The following is a 20,599-nucleotide window of genomic DNA, read 5'->3' as shown; positions in this document are numbered from 1 at the left end:
AAGACTTCCCGCGCTCAACGAAGCAAATAAGATTGGTCTGAGAACCGGAAGGTGACGGTGACGCCGCCTTCCATCAGCATCCATTTCTTGATGTCGGCGGCATACACGCCCTGCTGGATGAAAGGGTCGCCCGACAAGATGCGCTCGACCTCGGCAACGGAATCGGCGCGGAAGATGGACATGCCGCCCCCCGCCCCCGGCGCGGCGCCTTCCTGCACGAAGGGCCCCGATGCAAAGAGTTCGCCGCGCTTTTCGCACTGCACCGCCCATTCAAGATGGGCCGGCAGCAGTTCATTGATGCGCGACAGGTCGACGGGGGTGCGCAGCACCACATACAGGGGCTTCTTGAGCATGCCCTGCATCAATGCCTGCGCCTGCGATGGAATAGCCATGGCTCTATCCTTTTGACGCCCCGCCCGCCTGTGGGCAGGGACGGTTCTTTCAGTATTGGCGGGCCCTGGGGCCTGTTGGCACTATGCCTCTTCGAAATTGAGAATGAAATCTTCGGGCGGCGGCGAGGCGGCCCACACCGCGATCACATCTTTGGGAGAGTCGGCCACCAGCGGCTGCCAGTCGCTGTCGTCCTCGGGAATGACGTCGATGTCCCAGAAGTATTCGGCCAGGCTACCCCAGGGGTCGCGAATGTAGTGGAAGTAGTTGGACCCGCCGATATGGCGGCCCAGGCCGAAGGCATCGCGGTACCCGGCCCGCAGCAGGGTCTGGGCGCCGATCTCGATTTCATCCAGGTCGGCCACCTCGAAGCTGACGTGATGCAGGCCCGTGTGCGTGCTTTTGGCAAAAGCCACCATATGGTGGTCGCCGCCCGCCGCGCCGCGCAGGAAGGCAATGACGTCGCCCGCCTGGTCGGAAACCTTCATGCCCAGCACCTGGGTGTAGAACTGCACCGAACGCGGTACATCGGGCGAGAACTTGATAAGGTGGCCCAGCCGCAAGGGCTTGGCCTTTTTGTGGCGTGTTTCAACCGAGCAGGCCCTGAGACCCACGCGGCGGTATCTGCCGTGAGCATTGATTTCGGGGGGCAGGGTTTCGGTGCTGGCCGGCGCGGGCTCGGCCACCTGCACATTAAGCCAGTCGCCATGCGGATCCTGGAACCAGATGCCGCCAAAGGGCACGTCGAACGGCGCGCCCTGTATGGCCACGCCCGCCTGGCGCAGGCTGGAGGTCAATGCGGCCATGCCGGCCTGGTTGGTGCCCAGCGAGGTATAGGCCAGCTTCTTGCGCGGACCCTGCATGAGCCGTATCTGGTCCTGGTCGCGGCCCTGGCAGCGAAACACCAGGTCGTTTCCGCTAGCGCGCGCTTGCAGGCCAAACAGCTCGTAGAAGGCGCGCCCCACTTCAAGGTCGGGCACGATCATGCCCACGTGCAGCAGCGAACGTATCATTGTTGGTCCTTTTCCGTTTACATGTGGCGTTGCGGCCCTGCTTTCGCAGGCCCTGCCCCGCCCTTTCTAGCCCTGGCCGCCCTGGCCCGGCCGCGAGTCGGCCTCGATCAGCTTGATAAGGGCGGCAATGTCTTCGTTGCGCAGTTCGCCACCCAGCGCGCGCTGGTAATAGGGCTCGGCGGCGGAGAACATGGGCGTGGCGCAGCCGAGCTCGTCGGCCATGGCGCGCCCCAGTTCAAGGTATTTTTCAAGCGTGGTAAAAGGCCCCGGGGCCGGGCTGAAGGCGCGGTCGGCCATCATGGGCGCGCGCACGCCGAACATGGCCGAGCCGCCCGCGCCCTTCTGGATGACCTCGGCCACGGTGCGAGGGTCAAAACCCGCCCGGGCGCCCATGTTCATGGCCTCGGCCGCGGCCAGGGTGTGGATGGCCAGCAGGTAATTGGCGATGAGCTTCATGGACACCGCCGAGCCGTAGTCGCCCAGATGGAAGACCGCGGGACTGATGGCTTCGAGAATGGGGCGGCATTGCTCGAGCAGATCGGCCTCGCCTCCCACGTACAGCGCCGCCTTGCGGGCCTTGACCATGGGCGGAGAGCCGCTGACCTCGGCCTCGAGCACCCGCGCGCCCCCCTGCGCAAGCTGCTGGGCCTGCTGCAGCTTGAACGCCTTGCTGTAGGTGCCGGTTTCGATCACCACCTGGCCTGGTTCGAGCGCCGCCAGCAGCCCCTCGGGGCCCTCGAGCACCTGGCGGGAAGCGGATTCGCTGGGCAGGCACAACAGGACGACATCGGACTCGCGCGCAACCTGCGCGGGCGAACCCAGGGCCCGGCCACCCAGCTCGGTGAACTCGTGCATATTGCTGCGGCGAAAGCCCGCCACCTTGAAACCCGCCTGGATGAGATTGCCGGCCACGGGCAGGCCCAGCTGCCCGATGCCTATCATGCCCACGGTTTGGAAATCGACCATGGTTTGCCTCCTTGCATTCATGGGGAAGTTTCCCTTCCTCTATGCAACGATTCTATGGGCAGGGTCAGAATTAAACCATAGCGATTCGTTGATTACTTAGTATTAATTTAATTTATACTTCCAGGCTTTTCTGGCACGCCTTGGCGACCACATCGCGCAGCCACTGGTTGGCGGTGTCGCGATGAAAGCGGTCGTGCCAGTACAAGGCTATTTCGAACGCGGGCAGGGCAATCGGCACCGGTTTGAGCACCAGCGGGTAGTAACGGGCGAGCTTTTCGGCCAGGGCGGCCGGCGCGCACCACACCAGATCGGAAGTCAGGATAAAGTGCGGCGCCGACAGATACTGCGGCAGCCGGATGCGGATCTGGTTGCGCAGGCCGGCATCGAGCAGGCCGCGCTCGATCACTTGGTGGCCGCTGCCCGAATACTCCACCAGCAGGTGGTCTTGCTCGCAAAAACGCTCGCGGCTCAGGGTGCTGCGCGCCAGCGGATGGCCCTTCCGGACCACGCACACATAATCCTGCTTGAACAAAGGACGCCGGTGGATGCCGGTTTCAAGCGAGGGCAGGAAACCCAGGGCCAGGTCCATGCGGCCGCTGGCCAGGCCCACCAAGGTGTCGTCTATGGGCTGGAATGTGGTGCGCAGCCTGATCGAAGGCGCCACCTCGGCGACATCTTGCAGTATCTGCGGAAAACACACCACCTCGCCCACGTCGCGCGTGCGTATGGTGAACAGGCGGCGCGAGGTGGAAGGGTCGAAAGGCGCGCGGCGGTTCGACGCCTTGCGGATCATGTCGAGCGCGGTCAGCAGTTGCTGCGAAGCCTGCACCGCATAAGGCGTGGGCTCCATGCGCCGGCCCACCAGGGTGAACATCTTGTCGCCATGCTCTTGGCGCAGGCGCTTGAGCGCGCTGCTGACCGCCGCCTGGGTAAGGCCCAGGTTCTCGGCGGCCAGCGTAACCGAACGATCGCGCCACATGGCCTCGAACACATACAGAAGGTTCAGGTCTTTCATGCCCTGGCCTCCACGCCCTTGGGCCGACAATAGCCGCCTTGCCCGGAAAAGGCCGGGCAGACGGCGGCAGACACATCAAACGCCCAGGTATTGCTGCACGATGGCGCTGTTCTGGCGCAGGTCGTCAGAGCTGCCACTCCAGACCACTTTGCCTTTTTCGAGCACATAGTGGCGGTCGGCAAACGGCAGCAGCGCCCCCACGTTCTTGTCGATGACAATCTGCGACATGCCCTGCTCTTTGAGCGCGGTCAGCGCCTGCCAGATCTCGGCCCGGATGATGGGCGCCAGGCCCTCGGTGGCTTCATCGAGCACCAGCAGGCGCGGGTTGGTCATGAGCGCCCGGCCGATGGCCAGCATCTGCTGCTCGCCGCCCGACAGGTGCCCGCCCAGGTTGCCGCTGCGCTCTTGCAGGCGCGGGAAAAAATCGTACACCCGCTTGAGCGTCCATTCGGACGTGCCGCCATGGCGGGCCGCGGCGCGGGCCGTGGCCACCAGGTTCTCTTCCACTGTAAGGTTGGGAAACACCTGGCGCCCCTCGGGCACCAGGCCCAGGCCCAGGCGCGCAATGCTGTACGAGGGCAAGGCGCTGGCCACCTGGTCGCAGAAGAGGATCTCGCCCTGGGTCACCGGCAGCAGCCCGAACAGGCACTTGATGGTGGTAGAGCGGCCCATGCCGTTGCGCCCCAGCAGGGTCACGACCTCGCCGGCCTTGACCTCGAACGTCACGCCGAACAGGGCCTGGGCATGGCCGTATGAGGCGTGGATGTCGCGAACTTCGAGTAGTGTCGTCATGTTTCTTATCCTATTGCCTCGTCGCCCAGGTACACCGCCTTGACCTCCGGATGGTTGCGAATTTCGTCGGGCGTGCCCGAGAACATGGCCTTGCCGTACACCAGCACGGTAATACGGTCGGCCAGCGCGAACACGGCGTCCATGTCGTGCTCGATCAGCAAAATGGTATGCGTGCCCTTGAGCCGCTTGAGCAGGGCCACCACGCCGGCCGACTCTTGCGCGCTCATGCCGGCCATGGGTTCATCGAGCAGCAGCACCTTGGGCTGGGCCGCCAGCGCCATGGCCAGCTCGAGCTGGCGACGCTGGCCGTAGGCCAGCTCGGCCGCCGGCGCGTCGGCCAGGTCGGTCAGGCTGGTGACTTCGAGCGCCTGCCTGGCGATCTGCACCAGGTCTTGCCGGGCCAGCATGGGCTTCCAGAAGCGGAAGGCGTGCTCTTTGGCGCCCATGGCCGCCAGCACGGTGTTTTCGAGCACGGTAAAGCCCTCGAAAATGGACGTGATCTGGTATGAGCGCAGCAGCCCGCGCCGCGCCCGCTGGTGAATGCCCAGGGCCGTGACGTTCTCGCCGGCGAACAGCACGCTGCCCGAGTTGGCCGCCAGTTCGCCCGAGAGCTGGTTGATGAGGGTGGTCTTGCCCGCCCCGTTGGGGCCGATGATGGCGTGCAGTTCGCCCGGGCGTACGTCGATGGAGACCGAATCGGTCACCAGCAGGCCGCCAAAGCGCTTGACCAGCGATTCGGTGCGCAGCAGATAATCGCTCATGCCTTGGCTCCTTTGACTTGTTTGGCGCCGCCCGCGGCAGCGCCCGCCTTGCGGCGGCTGAATGACTCAAGGAAGCCCGCTATGCCGGCCTTGCCCAGCAGGCCGATGAACACGATGACCAGGCCGAACACCGCCAGCCAGTGGTCGGTGAACATCTTGAGGATTTCCTCGAGGCCCAGGAAGGCCAGCGCGCCCAGCACCGGGCCGAACACGGTGCCGATGCCGCCCAACACCAGCATGACCACCAGGTCGCCGGAGATGATCCAGGACAGCGTGCTGGGCGAGGCGAAGGCGTTCAGGTTGGCCAGCAGCATGCCGGCCACCCCGCACAGCATGGCCGACAGCACGTACGAGGCCAGCAGGTAGTGATTGGCCGGAAAGCCCACCGCCCGCACGCGCCGCGCATTTTGCCGCGCGCCGCGCAGCACCATGCCGAAGGGCGAGACGCGCAACCGGGCTGTCCACCACGTGGCCAGTATGAGCAGGATCAGCGACACGACGTACACCTCGTACACCCCGCCCAGGTCAAGCCCGAAGAACTGGCTGGTGTGCGAGATGCTGGTGCCGTCGTCGCCGCCGTACTGCTTCAGGCTGACGAACAGGAAGTAGCCCATCTGGGCGAACGCCAGCGTGATCATGATGAAGCCGATGCCCGAGGTGCGCAGGCTGATGGCCCCGGTAATCAACCCCGCCACGGCGCAGCTGGCCAGGCAGAAGAACAGGTGCACCCAGCCGTTGTCGATGCCGTAGAAAGCCGGCAGCGCCACGCTGTAGGCCCCCAGCCCCATGAACAGGGCATGCCCCAGGCTGACCAGGCCGCCAAAGCCCAGCGCCAGGTTCAGCGCCACCACGGCAATGGCGTAGATGAGAATGCGCGCAAAGTAGGCGACGTAGAAGTTATGGTCGGTAAAGTGGCCCCACACGGGCACCAGGATGAACAACAGGAAGATGACCAGGGGCACCAGGGTGCCGGCCTTCCAGATATTGCTTTGATTTGTGGACATTATTTCTTGGCTCCTGCAAACAGCCCCTGCGGACGGATGGCCAGCACCACCGCCATCAGCACATAGATCAGCATTGAAGCAATGGCCGGCCCGGCCGCATTGGCCAGGTCGCGCGCCATGACTTCGCGCAGCAGCATGGGCAGGAAGGCCCGGCCCAGGGTGTCGACGATGCCCACCACCAGGGCGGCATAGAAGGCACCGCTGACCGAACCGATGCCGCCGATGACGATGACCACCAGCGTGGTGATCAGCACCGGCTCGCCCATGCCCGACTGCACCGACAGGATGGGCCCGGCCATGACGCCGGCCAGGCCGGCCAGCGCGGCGCCCACGCCGAACAGCAGGGCGTTCAGGAACTTGATGTTGATGCCCAGCGCGCCGATCATCTGCGGGTTGACCGAACCGGCGCGGATCAGCATGCCCAGGCGCGTTTTATGGATGAGCCAATATGAGCCCACCGCGGCCAGCAGGCCCGCAACGATGATGGCAAAGCGGTACGACGGATAGGTGATGCCGAACAGGTTGACCGTGCTGTCGAGCCACGAGGGCACCGGCAGGAAGTAGGGCTGAGTGCCCCAGATGATCTGCGCCATTTCGTTGAAGAACAGCAGCAGGCCGAAGGTCACCAGCACATGATCGAGGTGGTCTCGCGAATAGAGCCGCGAGACCGCCGTTCGCTCGAGGATGATGCCCACGATAATGCATCCGCCCACCGCCGCCACGATGGCCAGCAGGAACGAACTGGTATGGTTGTAGGCGGTGGCCCCGAAGTAGGCCCCCAGCATGTACAGCGAGCCGTGTGTCAGGTTCACAAAGCTCATGATGCCGAAAACCAGCGTCAGGCCCGCAGCCAGCAAAAACAACAGCACGCCGTACTGCACGCCGTTGAGCAGCTGCGATAAAACAAGTGTAGTCATCCATTGCCCTCTATTATTTGGGTGTCGTGTATGGGATTTTTGTTTTTATTATTGCCTGCCGTTCAGAAAAGAAGGCCCGGAACAGGGCCTTCCAGCAGGCGGTCAGTCAATTTCGACCCATACTCTACCTTCTTCTATCTTCACTGGATATACTCGAATATCCTGAGTCAGGGGTTCGCACAGGGCTTTTCCGGTCCGCACGTCGAACCTGCCCTGATGCAGCGGGCACTCGATTTCATGATCTTCCAAAAAACCGTCACAAAGGCGCGCATGCCCGTGCGTACAGATGTTGTCGGTAGCGTAGATCTCGCCTTCCACGTCGTAAAGCGCCAGTTGCCGGCCTTCCGCATCTACCCCGATAACGTCGTCCTCGGGCACGTCGTCGCGCGACAGCACATCAATCCAGTTTGCCATTGGCTCTATTCCTTTTCCTTTTTCGCCTGATCTAAAAAAGTGTTCATTAGATCGGATATATGATCGAATTCGCAATCATTTCCGAGTCATAAATGCAGTGCCGCGACTTGAATTTCAGTTCGTCGCCGTCCACGCGGATACGGTCGATGTAGCGGCCCACATTGAAAACCACGGAAGCACCGTCGTATTTGGTGCGGAACACCGCATAATTGGCCTCGGCCTCGATAATGCCGTCTTCAAAGCCGATGATGCGCGGCGCGCCCACCACGTGGCGCTGGTAGTACGGGTCGTGGAACAGTGTTTCGCGCATGCCATAGACGCGGTCCTCGAGCATGTTGCGGCTGATGAACCACATGGTCGACAGCGGGAAGCCGCGTTCGTGGTTTTCGCGCGGCTGCACCTTGTACTCGCATTCTTCGTCGAAGAAGCTCACCCATTTTTCCCAATCTTCGGCGTCCACCGCCGCCGCGTAGTCGGCGTAAAGATTGGTCAGCTTGATATATGTCTGCATGTCCATCTTCGATCAAACCTCCATGACCTTGCGCCAGTACTCGTACATGCCGCGTATCAGTGTTTCCGTAACCATGTGCTCGGTGTCCTCTACCCCGTAGCCGCCCAGCTCGGCCACCGCGCGGTGGTAGGGCTTTTGCTCGAAGCCGCTTTGCGAGAACTCGATCACCTCGCCGTCGTCGGCCGAAACGAAACCGGCCGGCCCGAACAGGTTGGCCTGCACCAGGCGCCGCTGGGTCATTTCGGGGGTGTCGTCCTCGAAGCCGAAGTGCGTCCAGACAAAGTCGAAGGCGTCGGGGCCGCTGGGCTGGATGTGGCGCGTCGAAACGCTGTTGACCTGCTGCTGGAAGATCACGCTGGGGAAGATCGTCATCATGACGGCGGTGGGCTCGCCCCACCACGGCTCGTGCACGATGTCGAGCAGGCGCTTGTCCTTGATCTCCATGCTTTCCTTGAAGCTGGTCACGCCGGTGGTTACCTCGTTCTTGGCCTGGGCGTTGCCGCGGGTGGAGATCATGGCGGCATGGCGGTGCTTGTCGTCCATGCGCAGCGACGACTTATTGTCGGCGCGCCACAGCCCGTAGGTGATGAACCAGGTGTGCAGCAGGCCCGGGTGGTAGGGGTCTTTGATGTTTTCCTGCATCAGCTTCCAGTTGCCCGGGATGCGCTGGCGGTTGTAGCCCAGGATCTTCAGCTTGCGGCCGTTGAACAGGCGGTCGAAGTAGCCCAGAATCTCGGGGCCCAGAAAGTCTTCGAAACTTTCGACCTCGTGGTTGAACGAGGCGAACACCACCCCGCCGCGCGTGGCCACGCGCAGCTTGTTCAGGTTGTTTTCCTTGGTCTTGAATTCTTTGGGCATGCCGCCCTGCACCTGGCCGTCGCGCTTTACGCCGCGCAGGAACGGCACGCCCTGCAGGTCGCCCTTCAGGCTGTAATTCCATTGATGGTAGGGGCAGACCAGCTCTTTCTTGTTGCCCGAACGCTCGCGACAGAACTGCATGCCGCGATGCGCACAGACGTTTTCAATGACGTTGATGCCGCCATCGAGGTCGCGCGTCATGATCACCGAGCGCTCGCCGATGACCGTGCGCTTGAAGTCGCCCGGCTCGGGCACTTCAGCCTCCAGGCCCACATAGCACCAGTGGTTGTCATAGAAAAAACGCTCAAGCTCTTTCTTGTAAAGGGCCTCGTCGGTGTATGCCCAGAAGGGAATACGGCTCGTGCCCTCGCCCTGCCACACAGGGTCTTCAGGGAAAACTGCAGGCATGTTGCTCATGAAAGTCTCCTTTGCAGAAACCAATGGGGCCGCGCCTGGCATGCCGGGCGCAGACACCCGGTGAATCAATCGCCGCTCGCGTAGAACGCGTCGGCATAAATGTGTTCGATGCCCAGCCCCTTGCGCGTGAACATCAACGTGGCAGCCTCGACCATGGGCGGCGCGCCGCACACATAGGCGCGAAACCCGTCAAGCCGGGGCCAGTCTTGCTCGACCGCTTCGGTCACCAGGCCCTGGCGCCAGGCCGGGCCCGCCTCGCCGCCTGCGGACAAGACAATGTGCACAGTCAGATTGTCGTGCTGGCGGGCCAGTTGCTCAAGCACCTCGGCCTTGTACACGTCGACGGGCGAGCGGGCGCCGAAATAGACATGGATGGGGTTGCGCATGCCGCGCGCCAGGGCGCCGCGCACAATGGACAGCACCGGCGCCAGGCCGGTTCCGCCCGCCACGCAAAGAATGGGGCCCTGGTGCTTTACGCGCAGGTACGCCGTGCCCAGCGGGCCGCTGACGCGCACCGCGTCGCCCACCTTCAACTGGTTGGCCACGTAGCCGCTGACCCGGCCGTCGGGCACCACGCGCACGTGGAACTCCAGCGTGTCGTCGTCGGCCAGGCCCGCCATGGAATAAGGACGGATGTGCTCGGGGGTGAACTGCAGGGTGGCATACTGGCCCGGCGAAAACTCCAGCGGCTTCGAGGCCTTGAGCCGTATGCCCTTGATATCGTGCGCCAGGTCTTCAATGGCAACCACCTTGGCCTTGAGAATCTTGGCCGGGTGGGTAACCACCTCGTCCGGTTCAGGGATCTCGATGGTACAGCTCTCGGTCAGCACGCTCATGCAGGCCAGCACGTAATGCCCGTCGTTCAGGCCCGTAAGCTTCATCTCGCGGCCCGACTCCAGCACCTGGCCCGCTATCACCTTGCAGCGACAGGTGCCGCAGCGGCCCGCCATGCAGCTGTACGACACCGGCACGTTATGGTCGCGCAGCGCCTGCAGCAGATTGGCGCCCGACTCGAACGGCAGCGCCTGGTCCAGTGGTTGTACTAGCAGTTCCATCGATAAACCCGTGTTGTCGCGCCCGGGCGGCAGCGTGGCCGGCGGCTTGGCGCGTTATATCTTTTGAGTTCTTTGTCTCTGTGCATCTTCGCGATTTTTGTAAATGGCGCTGTGGCGCCCGCGAAGTCTGCCTGGATGCTTTTGGCTGAGAGTGCCGCGAAGGGTGTTTGCGGCAAAGCGCTTGTGGCGCTGTTGCAAACAGTATAAGTAGCTCAATCCAATAAATATATAGAATATGGTGAATGGATTGAATTCACAGCATGAATAACATTCCATGTTCCGGGTAACCCGCCCTTCTTCGCTTTACGAACCTAACTGTTCCACGCTCAGACCGCCATGGACCTCAAGGACATCGATCTCAACCTGCTCGTCGTCTTCAACCGCCTGCTCATGGAGCGCAGCGTTTCGGCCGCCGCCGACAAGCTGGGCCTGACCCAGCCCGCGGTTAGCAACGCCCTGAAGCGCCTGCGCGTGCTGCTGAACGACGAACTCTTCCTGCGCACCACGCGCGGCATGGAGCCCACGCCCTACGCCCTGCAACTGGCCGAGCCCATTGCCTACGCCCTTAGCACCATACAAAGCACACTGTCTCACCAGACCGTCTTCGACCCCGCCACCAGCGACCGCCGCTTCACCCTGGCCATGACCGACCTGGGCGAGATCGAACTGCTTCCGCCCCTGATGGACCGCCTGGAAGAGCTGGCCCCAGGCGTCACCGTCAGTACCGTGCGCAACGCCGACAGGCTGCGCGACGACATGGAGGCCGGCCACGTCGACCTGGCCATCGGCTTGCTGCCGGGGCTCAAGACCAATTTCTTCCAGCAGCGGCTGTTCATGCAGCGCTATGTATGTCTGTTCCGCCGCGGCCACGCGCTCGACAAGCGCCGGGTGACGCGCCGCGAGTTCTACGAGGCCGACCACGTGGTGGTGGTTTCCGCCGGCACGGGCCACGCCAAGATGGACGAGATCATAGAAAGCGCCGAGGAAACCCGCCGCGTGCGCCTGCTGGTGCCGCACTTCGTGGCCATCGGGCACATCCTGGCCTCGACCGAGATGATCGCAACGGTGCCCGAACGCTACGCCCGCCGCTGCGCCGAGCCCTTCGGGCTGCGCTATGTGGATCACCCGGTGGAACTGCCCCAGATCGGCATCAACCTGTTCTGGCACGCCAAGTTCCACAAAGAACCGGGCAACCAGTGGCTGCGCCAGCTGATTTTCGAGCTGTTTTCCACGTCGTTGAATGTGCCCGAACGCGGGGCTTAGGCTTTGTGTTTAAGTTTGCAAGCTGCTGCTTGGGGTTCTTAAGCGCCGTCGGTGGTGGGGCTGCTTCCGGCGGGCGGTCGGGCGGTCCGGCTTCGCCGGACTTCCCGCGTCTACCTCGTACGCGTGGGCGGCGAAAGAACTCGCCCTCAGCGCTACGCGCTTCGGAGCTCAGACATGCTTTCGCCGACTGCCCCCACGCTCCCTTCGGTAGCCCGCGGCGCCCTCCGACGCCCGCCGGAAGCAACCCCACCACCGACGGCTTGCGTTACAGAGCGTTGGAATATCTCAATCAACCCCATTCTTAGGTGAAGGGGCGGGGTGCACCTTATTGGGCCGTCGAGCATGCGCCGAATTTTCCTTATTTGGTCGGGGGCATTCGGCGACAGCCTGTTCGAATCCCGAAGCGCGTAGCGCTGAGGTTGAGTTCTGCCGCCGCCCGATCGAATAAGGAAAATTCGGGAAGTCCCGCGAAGCGGGACCGCATGATCCGGCCCAATAAGGTGCACCCCGCCCCTTCACCGGCTAAAGGACTCGATTAAAAACCACTCTACAAGCGGGCCCCATCAAAGCTCGCACTGCTCGTGATACGCATCCTGGTACTTCTTGAACGGCGTAGCAATCGTCTTCAGGTTCAAGCGCCCCTGCGCATCCTTGACCACTTCCATCACATGCATCCCCTGCACAGGAAAGCCATTGTTTCCAAAACTGAAATCGCCCCGCACCGAGTCGAAATCAGCTGCCTTCAAAGCCGCCATGAACGCCTTCTTGTCTTCCACATTGCCATTCACCTTGGCAATCGCCGAATCCAGCAACAGCGCCGCATCATAGCTTTGCGCCGCATAATTGGACGGAATGCGCTTGTACTTCGCCTCGAAAGCCTCCACGAACTTGCGGCTTTGCGCATTGTCGAAATCGGGCGCCCAAAAACCGCCGCTGATGATGCCCAGCGCGCTGTCGCCGATGGCCGGCAGCGACAAAGCATCCGTCACGAAAGTGGACAACAGCGGAATCTTGTCCATCAGGCCCGCCTGCGCATACTGCTTCGCAAACGCCACGCCCAGGCCGCCCGGGAAGAACGCAAACACCGCATCGGGCTGGGCCGCCACCACCTGCGAGATCTCGGCCGAAAAATCCAGTTGCGTCAGCGCCGTGTAGATCTCGTCGGCCAGGGGCTCTTTGTAATAGCGCTTGAAGCCCTGCACGATATCTTTGCCCGCCTGGTAATTGGGCGCCAGCACCACAATATTCTTCAGCCCCTTCTCTTGCGCATATTGGCCCACCGCCTCGGCGGCCTGGTCGCCCTGCCACGACGTAATGAACTGATAGGGCGAGCACTGCTTGCCGGCGATCTGCGACGGGCCGGCGTTCGAGCCCACCAGAAACACCTCTTTATCGGTGATGTATTTATGAATGGCCAGCATCTCGTTCGAGAACGAAACCCCCGTGATGATGGGTACCTTTTCCCGCTCGACCAGGCTGCGCACCACCTGGCGGGCCGTGTCGGGCTTCATCTGGCTGTCTTCCTGCAGCAGCTCGATGGGTACCCCGCCCAGCTTGCCGCCGTTCGCGTCCAGGAACAGCTTGAACCCGTCCAGCTGCTCCTGGCCCACCGCCGCCGTGGGGCCCGAAAGCGTGCCCACAAAACCGATCTTGATCGGTTCTTGCGCCATCGAGGGTGAACAGAAGGCCAGCGTCAGGGCAGAGGCCGCCAACGCACTACGTAAAGCGTCTTTCACATTTGTCTCCTGGATAGTGTGTGTTTATTGATGCAACTTTTCTGCCTAGCCTGCCGCCGCCGGCTCGCGCTCATCGGCATGGCTCTTTTGCGGAGCCGCCTTGGCGGCCTTGCGCTTCTGCTCTTCGCCGACCATACGCTCTAGCGTGCGGCGCATGCGCACCGGGCCCGCGTCCACCGTAAGCAGCACGGGGCCGAGATCCCAGAAATCGGCATCGCCAATCGCCTGCTGCTGCGCGTCGATAATGGGCTTGTCCTGCACTTCGAACGCATGGCGCCGCATCTTGCGGAACTTCGCGTCGTCTTCCGGCGACAGATTCGTGCCCGAGGGCATGGCCGCCGCAAAGTGATAGTGCGTGCTGCGTTCGGTTTCGGGCGTAAGGATGTGGATACCGTAATACCAGCCGTGGTCGGCGCGCTGGCCGCCCGGCTCGTGCACGCCCGAATCCAGCAGGAAGCAGCTGGGTGGAATCCAGCGCATGTTCGTCCACATGTCCACCGGCTTGCCGTCCTGGCGGTAGATCATGTCGAAGATGCCGGGCACCGACACATTGGGCATCCAGCGGTTGCACTGGATGCAATCGCCGTCCTGCTCCAGCGTCTGGTCCGCGCCCACCTGTTCGGGGCTGCCCAGGTAGCCGTCGTGCAGATAAGTAATGTGGCTGAGGTCGAGCAGGTTCTCGCCCATCAGCTCGTAGGCGGCCTCCATGTGCAGGTAGCCCCCGCTGGTCTTGTAGCCCGCTTCGGCGTCCAGAACACTGTAGTCGGGAATGGTGGCCGGGTCGGCGGGCTCGTCGCCCATCCAGATCCACACCATGGTGTGCTTGTCGTAGGCGGGGTAGCTGCGCACCTTGGCCGCGGCGGGTATCTTGCCCTCGCCGTGCGGGTTCTTCACGCACTTGCCGCTGCAGTCGAATTGCAGGCCGTGGTAGGCGCACTCGACCGCGTCGTTCACGATCTTGCCCAGATGCAGCGGGATGAAGCGGTGCGGGCAACGGTCTTGCAGGGCCACCAGCTCGCCATCCGACTTGCGGTAGAAAACCACCGGTTCGCCCAGCAGCTGGCGATGGAACATTTCGCCTTGCTTGACGTCGTCGGTCCAACAGGCAACGTACCAGGCGTTCTTGACAAAGGCCATGACTGTCTCCTTCAAATGAGGTCGGTGCTTTATGAATCTCGTTGGGTGAAATTTATCACAAACAGAGTGCGCGGTTTGTTTTTATGTGCCAGAATCCGGGTAAATACGGATATCGAAGATATAATGGGGCGACCGCGCCAAGGGTCGCCCTCACGGCCTCGGGGCCTTTGCATCGGCCCTGATGTACACAAAAGAACATCCCTATAAACGCCATGACTCTTTCCAACGCACCCGCCGCCGGGGTCCCGGCGGCGCGGGCTCCCGCCAAGCGAGCGCCAAGACGCTCGCAAGAAGATCGCAGCCGCGACGCCAAAGAGCGCCTGCTAAGCGCCACCATCGATGTATTGATGCGCCGCGGCTACAACGGCCTGACCACGAAAGAAGTAGCCAGCACCGCGGGCCTGTCCAATGGGGCGCTGATGCACCACTACGCCAACAAGGCCGAACTGGTGGTGGCCGCCACCAGCGCCGTCTACGACGAATGCATTGTGCGCGGCCAGCGCATCGCCCGCACGGCCGAGGCGGTAAAGAAGCCGATCGAGGGGTTTATCTCGGACAGTCTCAGTGTGTATTTCGACTGGCCCTATCTGGCGGCGATGGAAGTCATCATGGTGGCGCGCACCGACGAAGAGCTGATGAACCGCATCAAGCCCGTGATGGAATACTACCGCCAGACGACCAATGCGCTGTGGCTCGAGGTGTTCAAGAAGGCGGGCTATACGCCCAAGCAGGCGCGCACCATTCTGAACCTTACGCTGAACATGACGCGCGGCATGGCAGTGAACCGCATCTGGCAGCACGACGATGCGTATTATCAGACGCTGCTGAAGGAATGGGTCAAGATCATCGATGAGCAGTTCCCGCTCAAGGGCGCGGGCACCAAAGCGGGTCGGGCGAAAGACTAGGCTGGCTTTTTTTTGTTGTCTGGCTATTTGAGTTCTTGAGCGCCGCCGGAGGCGGGGTCTCTTTCGGCGGGCGGTCGGGCGGTCCGGCTTTGCCGGACTACCCGCGTCTACCTCGTACGCGTGGGCGGCGAAAGAACTCGCCCTCAGCGCTGCGCGCTTCGGAGCTCAGACAGCTTTCGCCGACTGCCCCCACGCTGCCTTCGGTAGCCCGCGGCGCCCTCCGACGCCCGCCGAAAGAGACCCCGCCTCCGGCGGCTTGCGTTGAAGAGCATTGGAAGATATCAAAAGCAGCGTCACCTCATCGCAAGAAGCAACTTCACCCCTTCACAGCCGCCGCCGCTACCGTCGCGGCATCCAGCCGCGCCTCGAGCGCGTCCTTCGGCAAGGCGCCGTTCACCCGGCTGCCGTCCTCGAAGATGATCGCCGGCGTGCCCCGCACCAGCAGCTTGCGGCCCAGGGCAAGGTTCGCCTCGATGGGCGTCTCGCACTGCGCATTCGGCGGCGCCTGATTCTTCAGCATGACATTGCGCCATGCCTGCGCACGGTCGCCCGCGCACCAGATGTTGCGCGCCTTTACCGTCGAATCAGGCGAGAGGATGGGAAACAGCAGCGTATACACCGTGAAGTTGTCCATGCCCTCGAGCGTCTGGTGCAGCCGCTTGCAATAGCCGCAGTTCGGGTCCTCGAACACCACCATCTTGCGCGAGCCATCGCCCTTTACCTGCTTGATGGCCGACTCGAGCGGCAGCGAATCAAAGGCCACCCTCGTCAGTTCGTCCAGGCTTTTTGCCGTCAGGTCTTCTTTGTTGCGCGCATCGATCAGCGAGCCTTGCAGCACGTACTCGACTCCTGCATTCGTATAGAGCAAGTCGGAACCGATGCGCAGTTCGTAGATATCGGCAAAGCGCGTCGGCTTGACGCTGTCGAGCGAAATGCCGGGGAACTCCTTCTCGAACGCCGCTTTCACGCGCACCGCGATTTCTTCGCGGGAAAGCTGCGCCGGGGCTTCCGCCGCCTCGCCGCCCTGCGCTGCAGCGCCTTCGCCGGCGTTGGCGCCTTCGGCCGCAACAGAAGCCGGCGCCGCGGCCTTTGCTGACGCATCGCCGGCACTGGCCGCATCATTCTGTGTGCCCGATTGCGATGCGTTGGAACCTGCTGCCGTTTCGCCCTGCCCCGCGGCCTTGTCATCGGCCACGCCGGAAGATTCAGCGTTCGGTGCGGCCGCTTGCGGCGCTTGCGGCGCTTGCGTTTCTGCAGCTTGCTCGGCCTGCTGTGCCGCCGCCTCGCTCTTCTGCCCGGCCGCCTCGTTGGCCGCCTGAGCCTGCGCCACGGCCGGCCCCAGAATGCAGCCCGCCGCCACGGCCACCGCGCCAAGCCTGTTCGCTATGTCAAAAATCATAAGTAAACCTTCGTCTCAACTCTTGAATCTCGCCCTGAATCTTAACCGAGCCCTTGCACAGACCTTAACAGAATCCGTCCGCAACCCCTGACAGCGGCCTTCGACGATCAGCCCCCGCAGATCGCGGCCGGTCCGGCCGCCCAGATCCCTCGGATAGCGACGTGTTTTACCAGATGGCGCCGGAGTCGACCACCTTTTTATTCTTTTATTTTCAAACAGCAGCGCCCGGCCGGCGGGCCGCCGCAATGGCTACCAGGGCTTCTGGCCCGACGCCCCGCTGATCAGGCGGCGCTTGATGAAGGGAATGCGGTCGACCAGTTGCATGCCCGCATTGCGTGCCATGACCACCGGAGCGCTGTGCGAGGCAAACAGGCGATGCAGGCCGTCGGTGACCAGGCCCATGGCCAGCACCGGTTCGGCCCGCGCCCGCCGGTAGCGGCGCAGCAAGTTGAGCTGGCCGGGCTCGCAGCCGCGCGGCCTGGCGCGCAGCGTGCCCAGCAGCTGCGCCACGTCGCCCAGGCCAAGATTGAGCCCCTGGCCCGCCAGCGGATGCACGCGATGCGCCGCATCGCCCGCCAGCGCCACGCCCGGCGCAACCATGTCGCTGCGCTCGAGGAAAAGGGGAAAGCCGTGCACGCCGCTGCGCACCGTCAGGCGCCCCAGTGCGCCGCCCGTGACGGCCAGCAGGCCCGCCTGCAGGCGGGCGTCGCGCTCTGCCTGCGGCAGCGATTGCAGCGTCTTGGCCTGTTCTTCGGCCATGGACCACACCAGCGAGACCTGATGGCCTTCTGATGTGTCGGGCATGGGCAGCAGGGCCACCACGCCGTCCGAAGTAAACCACTGCATGGCCGCATTGCCGTGCGGCAGCTCGGCGGTAAGGTGGGTGACCAGGCCTGTCTGGTGATAAGGCCTGGACTGATGCGCAATGCCCGCCGCCTGGCGTACCGGCGACTGGGCGCCGTCGGCGCCGATGACCAGCGCCGCGGGCAGGACGCGGCCCGATTCTGTCAGCACCGCCTTGTTCTGCAGCGCCGCGAAGCGGTCTTCGTGCCAGGCAATGCCGAACACCTGCACCGCCTGGTGCAGCACGCGCTCGAGCTCGCTTGATTCGATGATCCAGGCCATTTCCGACTGCACCGCCTGCCAGGCCCGCAAGGCCACGTGGCCGCTGGCATCGCCGTACACCTGCATGGATTCCACGGGCGTGACGCGGGCCATGTCGAGCATGCCCCATACGCCCAGCTCGCCCAGAAAGCGCCTGCTTTCGGGCGACAGGGCATAGACGCGGGGAAAATAGATGTCGGGCCGGGCAGGCTCGGGCGGCTTGCGCGGCCCCAGCAGTGCGGCCTTCTGCCCGTCGCGGGCCAGGCCCAGCGCGGCAGCCAGGCCGACTATGCCGGTACCGCAAACAAGGATCTGGCCGGTGCTCATCGCGCCGCCGGCGCCCCGGCCCCCTTGGGCCACAACACCCACATCTCGCCGGTTTGCTTCATGCGGCCGGCCTTGGCGCCCGCCTCGTCGCCGAAGCCCCAGTAGAAGTCGGTGCGCGCCGCGCCCTTGATGGCCGCGCCGGTGTCTTGCGCGAACATCAGGCGCCGCAGCGGCTGGTTCGAGGCCGGATACTGGGTGGCCAGGTACACCGGCGCGCCCAGGGGCACGAAGCGCGTGTCGATGGCGACAGCGCGCTCGCCGATCAGCGGAATGCCGTAGGCCCCCTTGGGCCCCAGTTGCGGATCGACGATTTTTTCTTCGCGAAAGAACACCATGGCCGGATTGGCGTTGAGCATCTCTTGCACCCGCGCCGGATTGCGCTGCGCCCAGGCCTTGATGTTCTGCATGGACGTCTGCGCCAGGGACATCTCGCCCTTTTCGGCCAGCCATTTTCCGATGGATGCATACGGCCTGCCATTGTGGTCGGCATAAGCCAGCCGGATCATGCTGCCGTCTTCAAGCTGGGCGCGTCCCGACCCCTGGATTTGCAGGAAGAAGGCCTCGACCGGGTCGTCGGCCCACACAATGACGGGCGGCTGGTTTTCAGACCCCGCAATTTGCGCACGGGTGTCGTAAGGCACCACGCGCTTGCCCTGCAGCTTGCCGCGAATGCGCTTGCCGGCCAGTTCGGGGTAGACCGTGCCCAGGTCGACCGTAAGCAGGTCGTCGGGCGGCGCGTAAAGCGGCCACTGGTATTGGCCCGAACGCTTGCGCGAAGCGCGGATCAGCGGTTCGTAATAGCCCGTGACCGTATTCTTGGCGGGCTTGCCGGCCGCATCGGCCAGGCGCCACGGCTGCAGCTGCGCTTCGAGAAAGCCTCGCACCTGGGCAGTGCCCGCATCGGCGGAAAGCCCCGCCTGCTGGGCCGCGGCGCATACCGGCTGCCAGGCGCGCGGCGCCGAGCGGGCCGGCATGGCCAGCGAGCCCGATACCGGCCGCATCAGACCCTTGCAATTGTTGATGAAGGCCTTCCAGACCTGGCCAAGGTCATCGTTCTGCCAGCCCGGCAAGGCCCCCCAGCCCACCGGCACGAACTTGCCCTCGAGCACGCGCGGCGGTGTCTCGGGCAGCGAGGCCAGCGGCGGCACCGTCAGCGGCTGCAAGCCGATGTCGACGGCGGGCTGCTCAGGCGAGCCCGGCGCGCCCGGCTCGCCGGGTTCGGGCGGCACCGTGCTGCACGCCGCCAGGAATGCCAGCAGGGAAAGGGAAAGCAGGGTCTGGGTGCGAGTGCGACTGAGACTCATAGGGCTCCGGAGCGAAAAACTTTGGACGGCCGCCGCCCGCGGCGGGGGCGGCCCAGGCCTGGGGCCTGTTGACTCTAATGCAGGGTACGAGGCATGGCCAGCACGAATTCGGCGATGGGCACCTCGAACGGTATGCCATTATCGCCGACACAATGGTATGTGCCCCGCATGGTACCGAAAGGCGTGGAAAGCGGACAACCGCTGGTGTATTCGAATGTTTCTCCGGGGCCCAGCAGGGGCTGCTGGCCCACCACGCCCAGGCCGCGAACCTCTTGCACTTTCTGTTCGGCATCGGTAATGACCCAATGCCGGCTGATGACCTGCACCGCCTGTTCGCCATTGTTGGTGATGCGCACCGTATAGGCGAACATGAACTGCTCTTGGTTGGGCTCGGATTGTTCGGGCAGATACTGCGGGGTCACGTTGACCGAGATGTCGTAGGGCTTCATGTGGGGTTCCGAAACAAGGCGCCGCGCCGGCAAGCGCCAGCCAAGTCGACGCCAAACTGCAATAATGGCACTGGATGACCTTTATCGTAGTTGAACACGGATCTAGTTTACGCTCATGACCACCGCACCCGTTACCCGAATCGCCCCCAGCCTGCTGGCCGCCGACTTCGCCCGCCTGGGCGAAGAAGTGCGCAATGTGGTCGCCGCCGGGGCCGACTGGATACACCTTGATGTCATGGACAACCATTATGTGCCCAATCTTACCGTCGGCCCCATGGTGTGCGAGGCCCTGCGCCCCCACACCACCGCGCCCATCGACGTGCACCTGATGGTCGAGCCGGTAGACGCCCTGATCCCGCAGTTTGCCAAGGCCGGCGCCGACATCATCACTTTTCATCCCGAGGCATCGCGCCACCCCGACCGCACGCTGGCGCTGATCAAAGAGCAGGGCTGCAAGGCCGGCCTGGTGTTCAACCCGGCCACCCCGCTGCACCATCTTGATTACGTCATGGACAAGCTCGACGTCATATTGCTCATGTCGGTCAACCCGGGCTATGGCGGCCAAAGTTTCATTCCCGCCACCTTGCGCAAGCTGCGCCAGGCCCGCCAGCGCATCGACCTGTGGCAGAACAACGGCGGCCGCCCCATCGCCCTCGAGATCGACGGCGGGGTCAAGGTGGAAAACATCGCCGAAATCCGCGCGGCCGGCGCCGACACCTTTGTCGCCGGCTCGGCCATCTTCGGCAAGCCCGACTACAAGGCGGTCATCGACGCCATGCGCGCCGAGCTCGCCCGGGCCGAAACCATCTCTACCTGATTTTTCCCGCCGGGCCGCCCCGGGGTTCGGCGCCCCGGCCAGGCG

The 20,599-nt window shown here is 63.6% G+C and carries 20 protein-coding genes and 1 pseudogene; 3 read left to right on the top strand and 18 right to left on the bottom strand.

The genetic code is table 11. The features are described from left to right. Positions 1-14: 14 nt before the first annotated feature. The 12 genes and pseudogenes from C7440_RS01740 to C7440_RS01685 form a co-directional block, all read right to left on the bottom strand. Positions 15-392, bottom strand: a complete 378-nt coding sequence (locus C7440_RS01740; RefSeq protein ID WP_017524105.1) for a YciI family protein — start codon at positions 390-392, stop codon at positions 15-17. Positions 393-473: 81 nt separating this feature from the next. Next, positions 474-1,403: a VOC family protein gene (locus C7440_RS01735; RefSeq protein WP_116517249.1), complete on the bottom strand. Its 930-nt coding sequence runs from the start codon at positions 1,401-1,403 to the stop codon at positions 474-476. A gap of 66 nt (positions 1,404-1,469) precedes the next feature. Beyond that, positions 1,470-2,393: pseudogene (locus C7440_RS01730) on the bottom strand (NAD(P)-dependent oxidoreductase); the annotation flags it as partial. An 88-nt stretch (positions 2,394-2,481) separates the two neighbouring features. Further along, positions 2,482-3,384, bottom strand: a complete 903-nt coding sequence (locus C7440_RS01725; protein WP_116517247.1) for a LysR family transcriptional regulator — start codon at positions 3,382-3,384, stop codon at positions 2,482-2,484. A gap of 75 nt (positions 3,385-3,459) precedes the next feature. Then, positions 3,460-4,176, bottom strand: a complete 717-nt coding sequence (locus tag C7440_RS01720; protein WP_116517246.1) for an ABC transporter ATP-binding protein — start codon at positions 4,174-4,176, stop codon at positions 3,460-3,462. 5 nt (positions 4,177-4,181) lie between these two features. Further along, complete coding sequence (locus C7440_RS01715) at positions 4,182-4,937, bottom strand: ABC transporter ATP-binding protein (RefSeq protein WP_116517245.1); 756 nt, start codon at positions 4,935-4,937, stop codon at positions 4,182-4,184. Then, complete coding sequence (locus C7440_RS01710; protein WP_116517244.1) at positions 4,934-5,941, bottom strand: branched-chain amino acid ABC transporter permease; 1,008 nt, start codon at positions 5,939-5,941, stop codon at positions 4,934-4,936. The genes C7440_RS01715 and C7440_RS01710 overlap by 4 nt, the downstream gene beginning before the upstream one ends. Further along, positions 5,941-6,858, bottom strand: a complete 918-nt coding sequence (locus C7440_RS01705; protein WP_116517243.1) for a branched-chain amino acid ABC transporter permease — start codon at positions 6,856-6,858, stop codon at positions 5,941-5,943. The genes C7440_RS01710 and C7440_RS01705 overlap by 1 nt, the downstream gene beginning before the upstream one ends. A gap of 102 nt (positions 6,859-6,960) precedes the next feature. After that, positions 6,961-7,272, bottom strand: a complete 312-nt coding sequence (locus C7440_RS01700) for a non-heme iron oxygenase ferredoxin subunit (protein WP_017524097.1) — start codon at positions 7,270-7,272, stop codon at positions 6,961-6,963. A gap of 46 nt (positions 7,273-7,318) precedes the next feature. Next, positions 7,319-7,789, bottom strand: coding sequence for an aromatic-ring-hydroxylating dioxygenase subunit beta (locus C7440_RS01695; RefSeq protein ID WP_017524096.1), 471 nt, complete (start codon positions 7,787-7,789; stop codon positions 7,319-7,321). 6 nt (positions 7,790-7,795) lie between these two features. Then, a complete protein-coding gene (locus tag C7440_RS01690) occupies positions 7,796-9,058 on the bottom strand; it encodes an aromatic ring-hydroxylating dioxygenase subunit alpha (RefSeq protein ID WP_116517242.1) in 1,263 nt (420 codons plus the stop codon). Positions 9,059-9,123: 65 nt separating this feature from the next. Continuing rightward, on the bottom strand, positions 9,124-10,113 hold the full coding sequence (locus C7440_RS01685; protein WP_116517241.1) for a 2Fe-2S iron-sulfur cluster-binding protein: 990 nt from the start codon (positions 10,111-10,113) through the stop codon (positions 9,124-9,126). Between the two features lie 336 nt (positions 10,114-10,449). On the opposite strand from C7440_RS01685, the gene C7440_RS01680 reads away from it, so the two are divergent. After that, on the top strand, positions 10,450-11,376 hold the full coding sequence (locus C7440_RS01680; RefSeq protein WP_116517240.1) for a LysR family transcriptional regulator: 927 nt from the start codon (positions 10,450-10,452) through the stop codon (positions 11,374-11,376). A 563-nt stretch (positions 11,377-11,939) separates the two neighbouring features. Here C7440_RS01680 and C7440_RS01675 read toward each other — a convergent pair. Next, a complete protein-coding gene (locus tag C7440_RS01675) occupies positions 11,940-13,046 on the bottom strand; it encodes an ABC transporter substrate-binding protein (RefSeq protein WP_218940612.1) in 1,107 nt (368 codons plus the stop codon). 111 nt (positions 13,047-13,157) lie between these two features. Next, positions 13,158-14,249, bottom strand: a complete 1,092-nt coding sequence (locus tag C7440_RS01670) for an aromatic ring-hydroxylating oxygenase subunit alpha (RefSeq protein WP_116517238.1) — start codon at positions 14,247-14,249, stop codon at positions 13,158-13,160. A 212-nt stretch (positions 14,250-14,461) separates the two neighbouring features. Here C7440_RS01670 and C7440_RS01665 point away from each other — a divergent pair, with 212 nt between their 5' ends. Then, positions 14,462-15,154: a TetR/AcrR family transcriptional regulator gene (locus C7440_RS01665; protein ID WP_116517237.1), complete on the top strand. Its 693-nt coding sequence runs from the start codon at positions 14,462-14,464 to the stop codon at positions 15,152-15,154. A 316-nt stretch (positions 15,155-15,470) separates the two neighbouring features. Here the strand turns inward: C7440_RS01665 and C7440_RS20020 are convergent, their stop codons facing one another. The 4 genes from C7440_RS20020 to apaG all read right to left on the bottom strand — a co-directional run bounded on the left by C7440_RS20020 (position 15,471) and on the right by apaG (position 19,737). Next, complete coding sequence (locus tag C7440_RS20020) at positions 15,471-16,553, bottom strand: DsbC family protein (RefSeq protein ID WP_243410804.1); 1,083 nt, start codon at positions 16,551-16,553, stop codon at positions 15,471-15,473. Positions 16,554-16,802: 249 nt separating this feature from the next. After that, complete coding sequence (locus C7440_RS01655) at positions 16,803-17,984, bottom strand: FAD-dependent monooxygenase (protein ID WP_165832411.1); 1,182 nt, start codon at positions 17,982-17,984, stop codon at positions 16,803-16,805. Then, entirely contained in the window at positions 17,981-19,288 is a 1,308-nt protein-coding gene (mltA, locus tag C7440_RS01650; protein WP_116517235.1) for a murein transglycosylase A, read from the bottom strand. The genes C7440_RS01655 and mltA overlap by 4 nt, the downstream gene beginning before the upstream one ends. A gap of 74 nt (positions 19,289-19,362) precedes the next feature. Next, entirely contained in the window at positions 19,363-19,737 is a 375-nt protein-coding gene (gene apaG / locus C7440_RS01645; RefSeq protein ID WP_017525507.1) for a Co2+/Mg2+ efflux protein ApaG, read from the bottom strand. A gap of 115 nt (positions 19,738-19,852) precedes the next feature. Here apaG and rpe point away from each other — a divergent pair, with 115 nt between their 5' ends. Next, complete coding sequence (rpe, locus tag C7440_RS01640; RefSeq protein ID WP_116517234.1) at positions 19,853-20,554, top strand: ribulose-phosphate 3-epimerase; 702 nt, start codon at positions 19,853-19,855, stop codon at positions 20,552-20,554. The last annotated feature ends 45 nt before the right edge of the window (positions 20,555-20,599 follow it).

The sequence above is a fragment of the Pusillimonas noertemannii genome, from assembly GCF_003096595.1.
GTDB lineage: Bacteria > Pseudomonadota > Gammaproteobacteria > Burkholderiales > Burkholderiaceae_B > Pusillimonas > Pusillimonas noertemannii.
The sequence above is the reverse complement of the archived record's forward strand: the minus strand, read 5'-3'. Positions and strand labels throughout refer to the sequence as shown.

What these genes read in the sequence shown, in the direction of transcription:
- C7440_RS01740 (WP_017524105.1), bottom strand. Translation starts at nt 392, where the DNA reads ATGGCTATTCCATCGCAGGCGCAGGCATTGATGCAGGGCATGCTCAAG.
- C7440_RS01735 (WP_116517249.1), bottom strand. Translation starts at nt 1,403, where the DNA reads ATGATACGTTCGCTGCTGCACGTGGGCATGATCGTGCCCGACCTTGAA.
- C7440_RS01725 (WP_116517247.1), bottom strand. Translation starts at nt 3,384, where the DNA reads ATGAAAGACCTGAACCTTCTGTATGTGTTCGAGGCCATGTGGCGCGAT.
- C7440_RS01720 (WP_116517246.1), bottom strand. Translation starts at nt 4,176, where the DNA reads ATGACGACACTACTCGAAGTTCGCGACATCCACGCCTCATACGGCCAT.
- C7440_RS01715 (WP_116517245.1), bottom strand. Translation starts at nt 4,937, where the DNA reads ATGAGCGATTATCTGCTGCGCACCGAATCGCTGGTCAAGCGCTTTGGC.
- C7440_RS01710 (WP_116517244.1), bottom strand. Translation starts at nt 5,941, where the DNA reads ATGTCCACAAATCAAAGCAATATCTGGAAGGCCGGCACCCTGGTGCCC.
- C7440_RS01705 (WP_116517243.1), bottom strand. Translation starts at nt 6,858, where the DNA reads ATGACTACACTTGTTTTATCGCAGCTGCTCAACGGCGTGCAGTACGGC.
- C7440_RS01700 (WP_017524097.1), bottom strand. Translation starts at nt 7,272, where the DNA reads ATGGCAAACTGGATTGATGTGCTGTCGCGCGACGACGTGCCCGAGGAC.
- C7440_RS01695 (WP_017524096.1), bottom strand. Translation starts at nt 7,789, where the DNA reads ATGGACATGCAGACATATATCAAGCTGACCAATCTTTACGCCGACTAC.
- C7440_RS01690 (WP_116517242.1), bottom strand. Translation starts at nt 9,058, where the DNA reads ATGAGCAACATGCCTGCAGTTTTCCCTGAAGACCCTGTGTGGCAGGGC.
- C7440_RS01685 (WP_116517241.1), bottom strand. Translation starts at nt 10,113, where the DNA reads ATGGAACTGCTAGTACAACCACTGGACCAGGCGCTGCCGTTCGAGTCG.
- C7440_RS01680 (WP_116517240.1), top strand. Translation starts at nt 10,450, where the DNA reads ATGGACCTCAAGGACATCGATCTCAACCTGCTCGTCGTCTTCAACCGC.
- C7440_RS01675 (WP_218940612.1), bottom strand. Translation starts at nt 13,046, where the DNA reads ATGGCGCAAGAACCGATCAAGATCGGTTTTGTGGGCACGCTTTCGGGC.
- C7440_RS01670 (WP_116517238.1), bottom strand. Translation starts at nt 14,249, where the DNA reads ATGGCCTTTGTCAAGAACGCCTGGTACGTTGCCTGTTGGACCGACGAC.
- C7440_RS01665 (WP_116517237.1), top strand. Translation starts at nt 14,462, where the DNA reads ATGACTCTTTCCAACGCACCCGCCGCCGGGGTCCCGGCGGCGCGGGCT.
- C7440_RS20020 (WP_243410804.1), bottom strand. Translation starts at nt 16,553, where the DNA reads ATGATTTTTGACATAGCGAACAGGCTTGGCGCGGTGGCCGTGGCGGCG.
- C7440_RS01655 (WP_165832411.1), bottom strand. Translation starts at nt 17,984, where the DNA reads ATGAGCACCGGCCAGATCCTTGTTTGCGGTACCGGCATAGTCGGCCTG.
- mltA (WP_116517235.1), bottom strand. Translation starts at nt 19,288, where the DNA reads ATGAGTCTCAGTCGCACTCGCACCCAGACCCTGCTTTCCCTTTCCCTG.
- apaG (WP_017525507.1), bottom strand. Translation starts at nt 19,737, where the DNA reads ATGAAGCCCTACGACATCTCGGTCAACGTGACCCCGCAGTATCTGCCC.
- rpe (WP_116517234.1), top strand. Translation starts at nt 19,853, where the DNA reads ATGACCACCGCACCCGTTACCCGAATCGCCCCCAGCCTGCTGGCCGCC.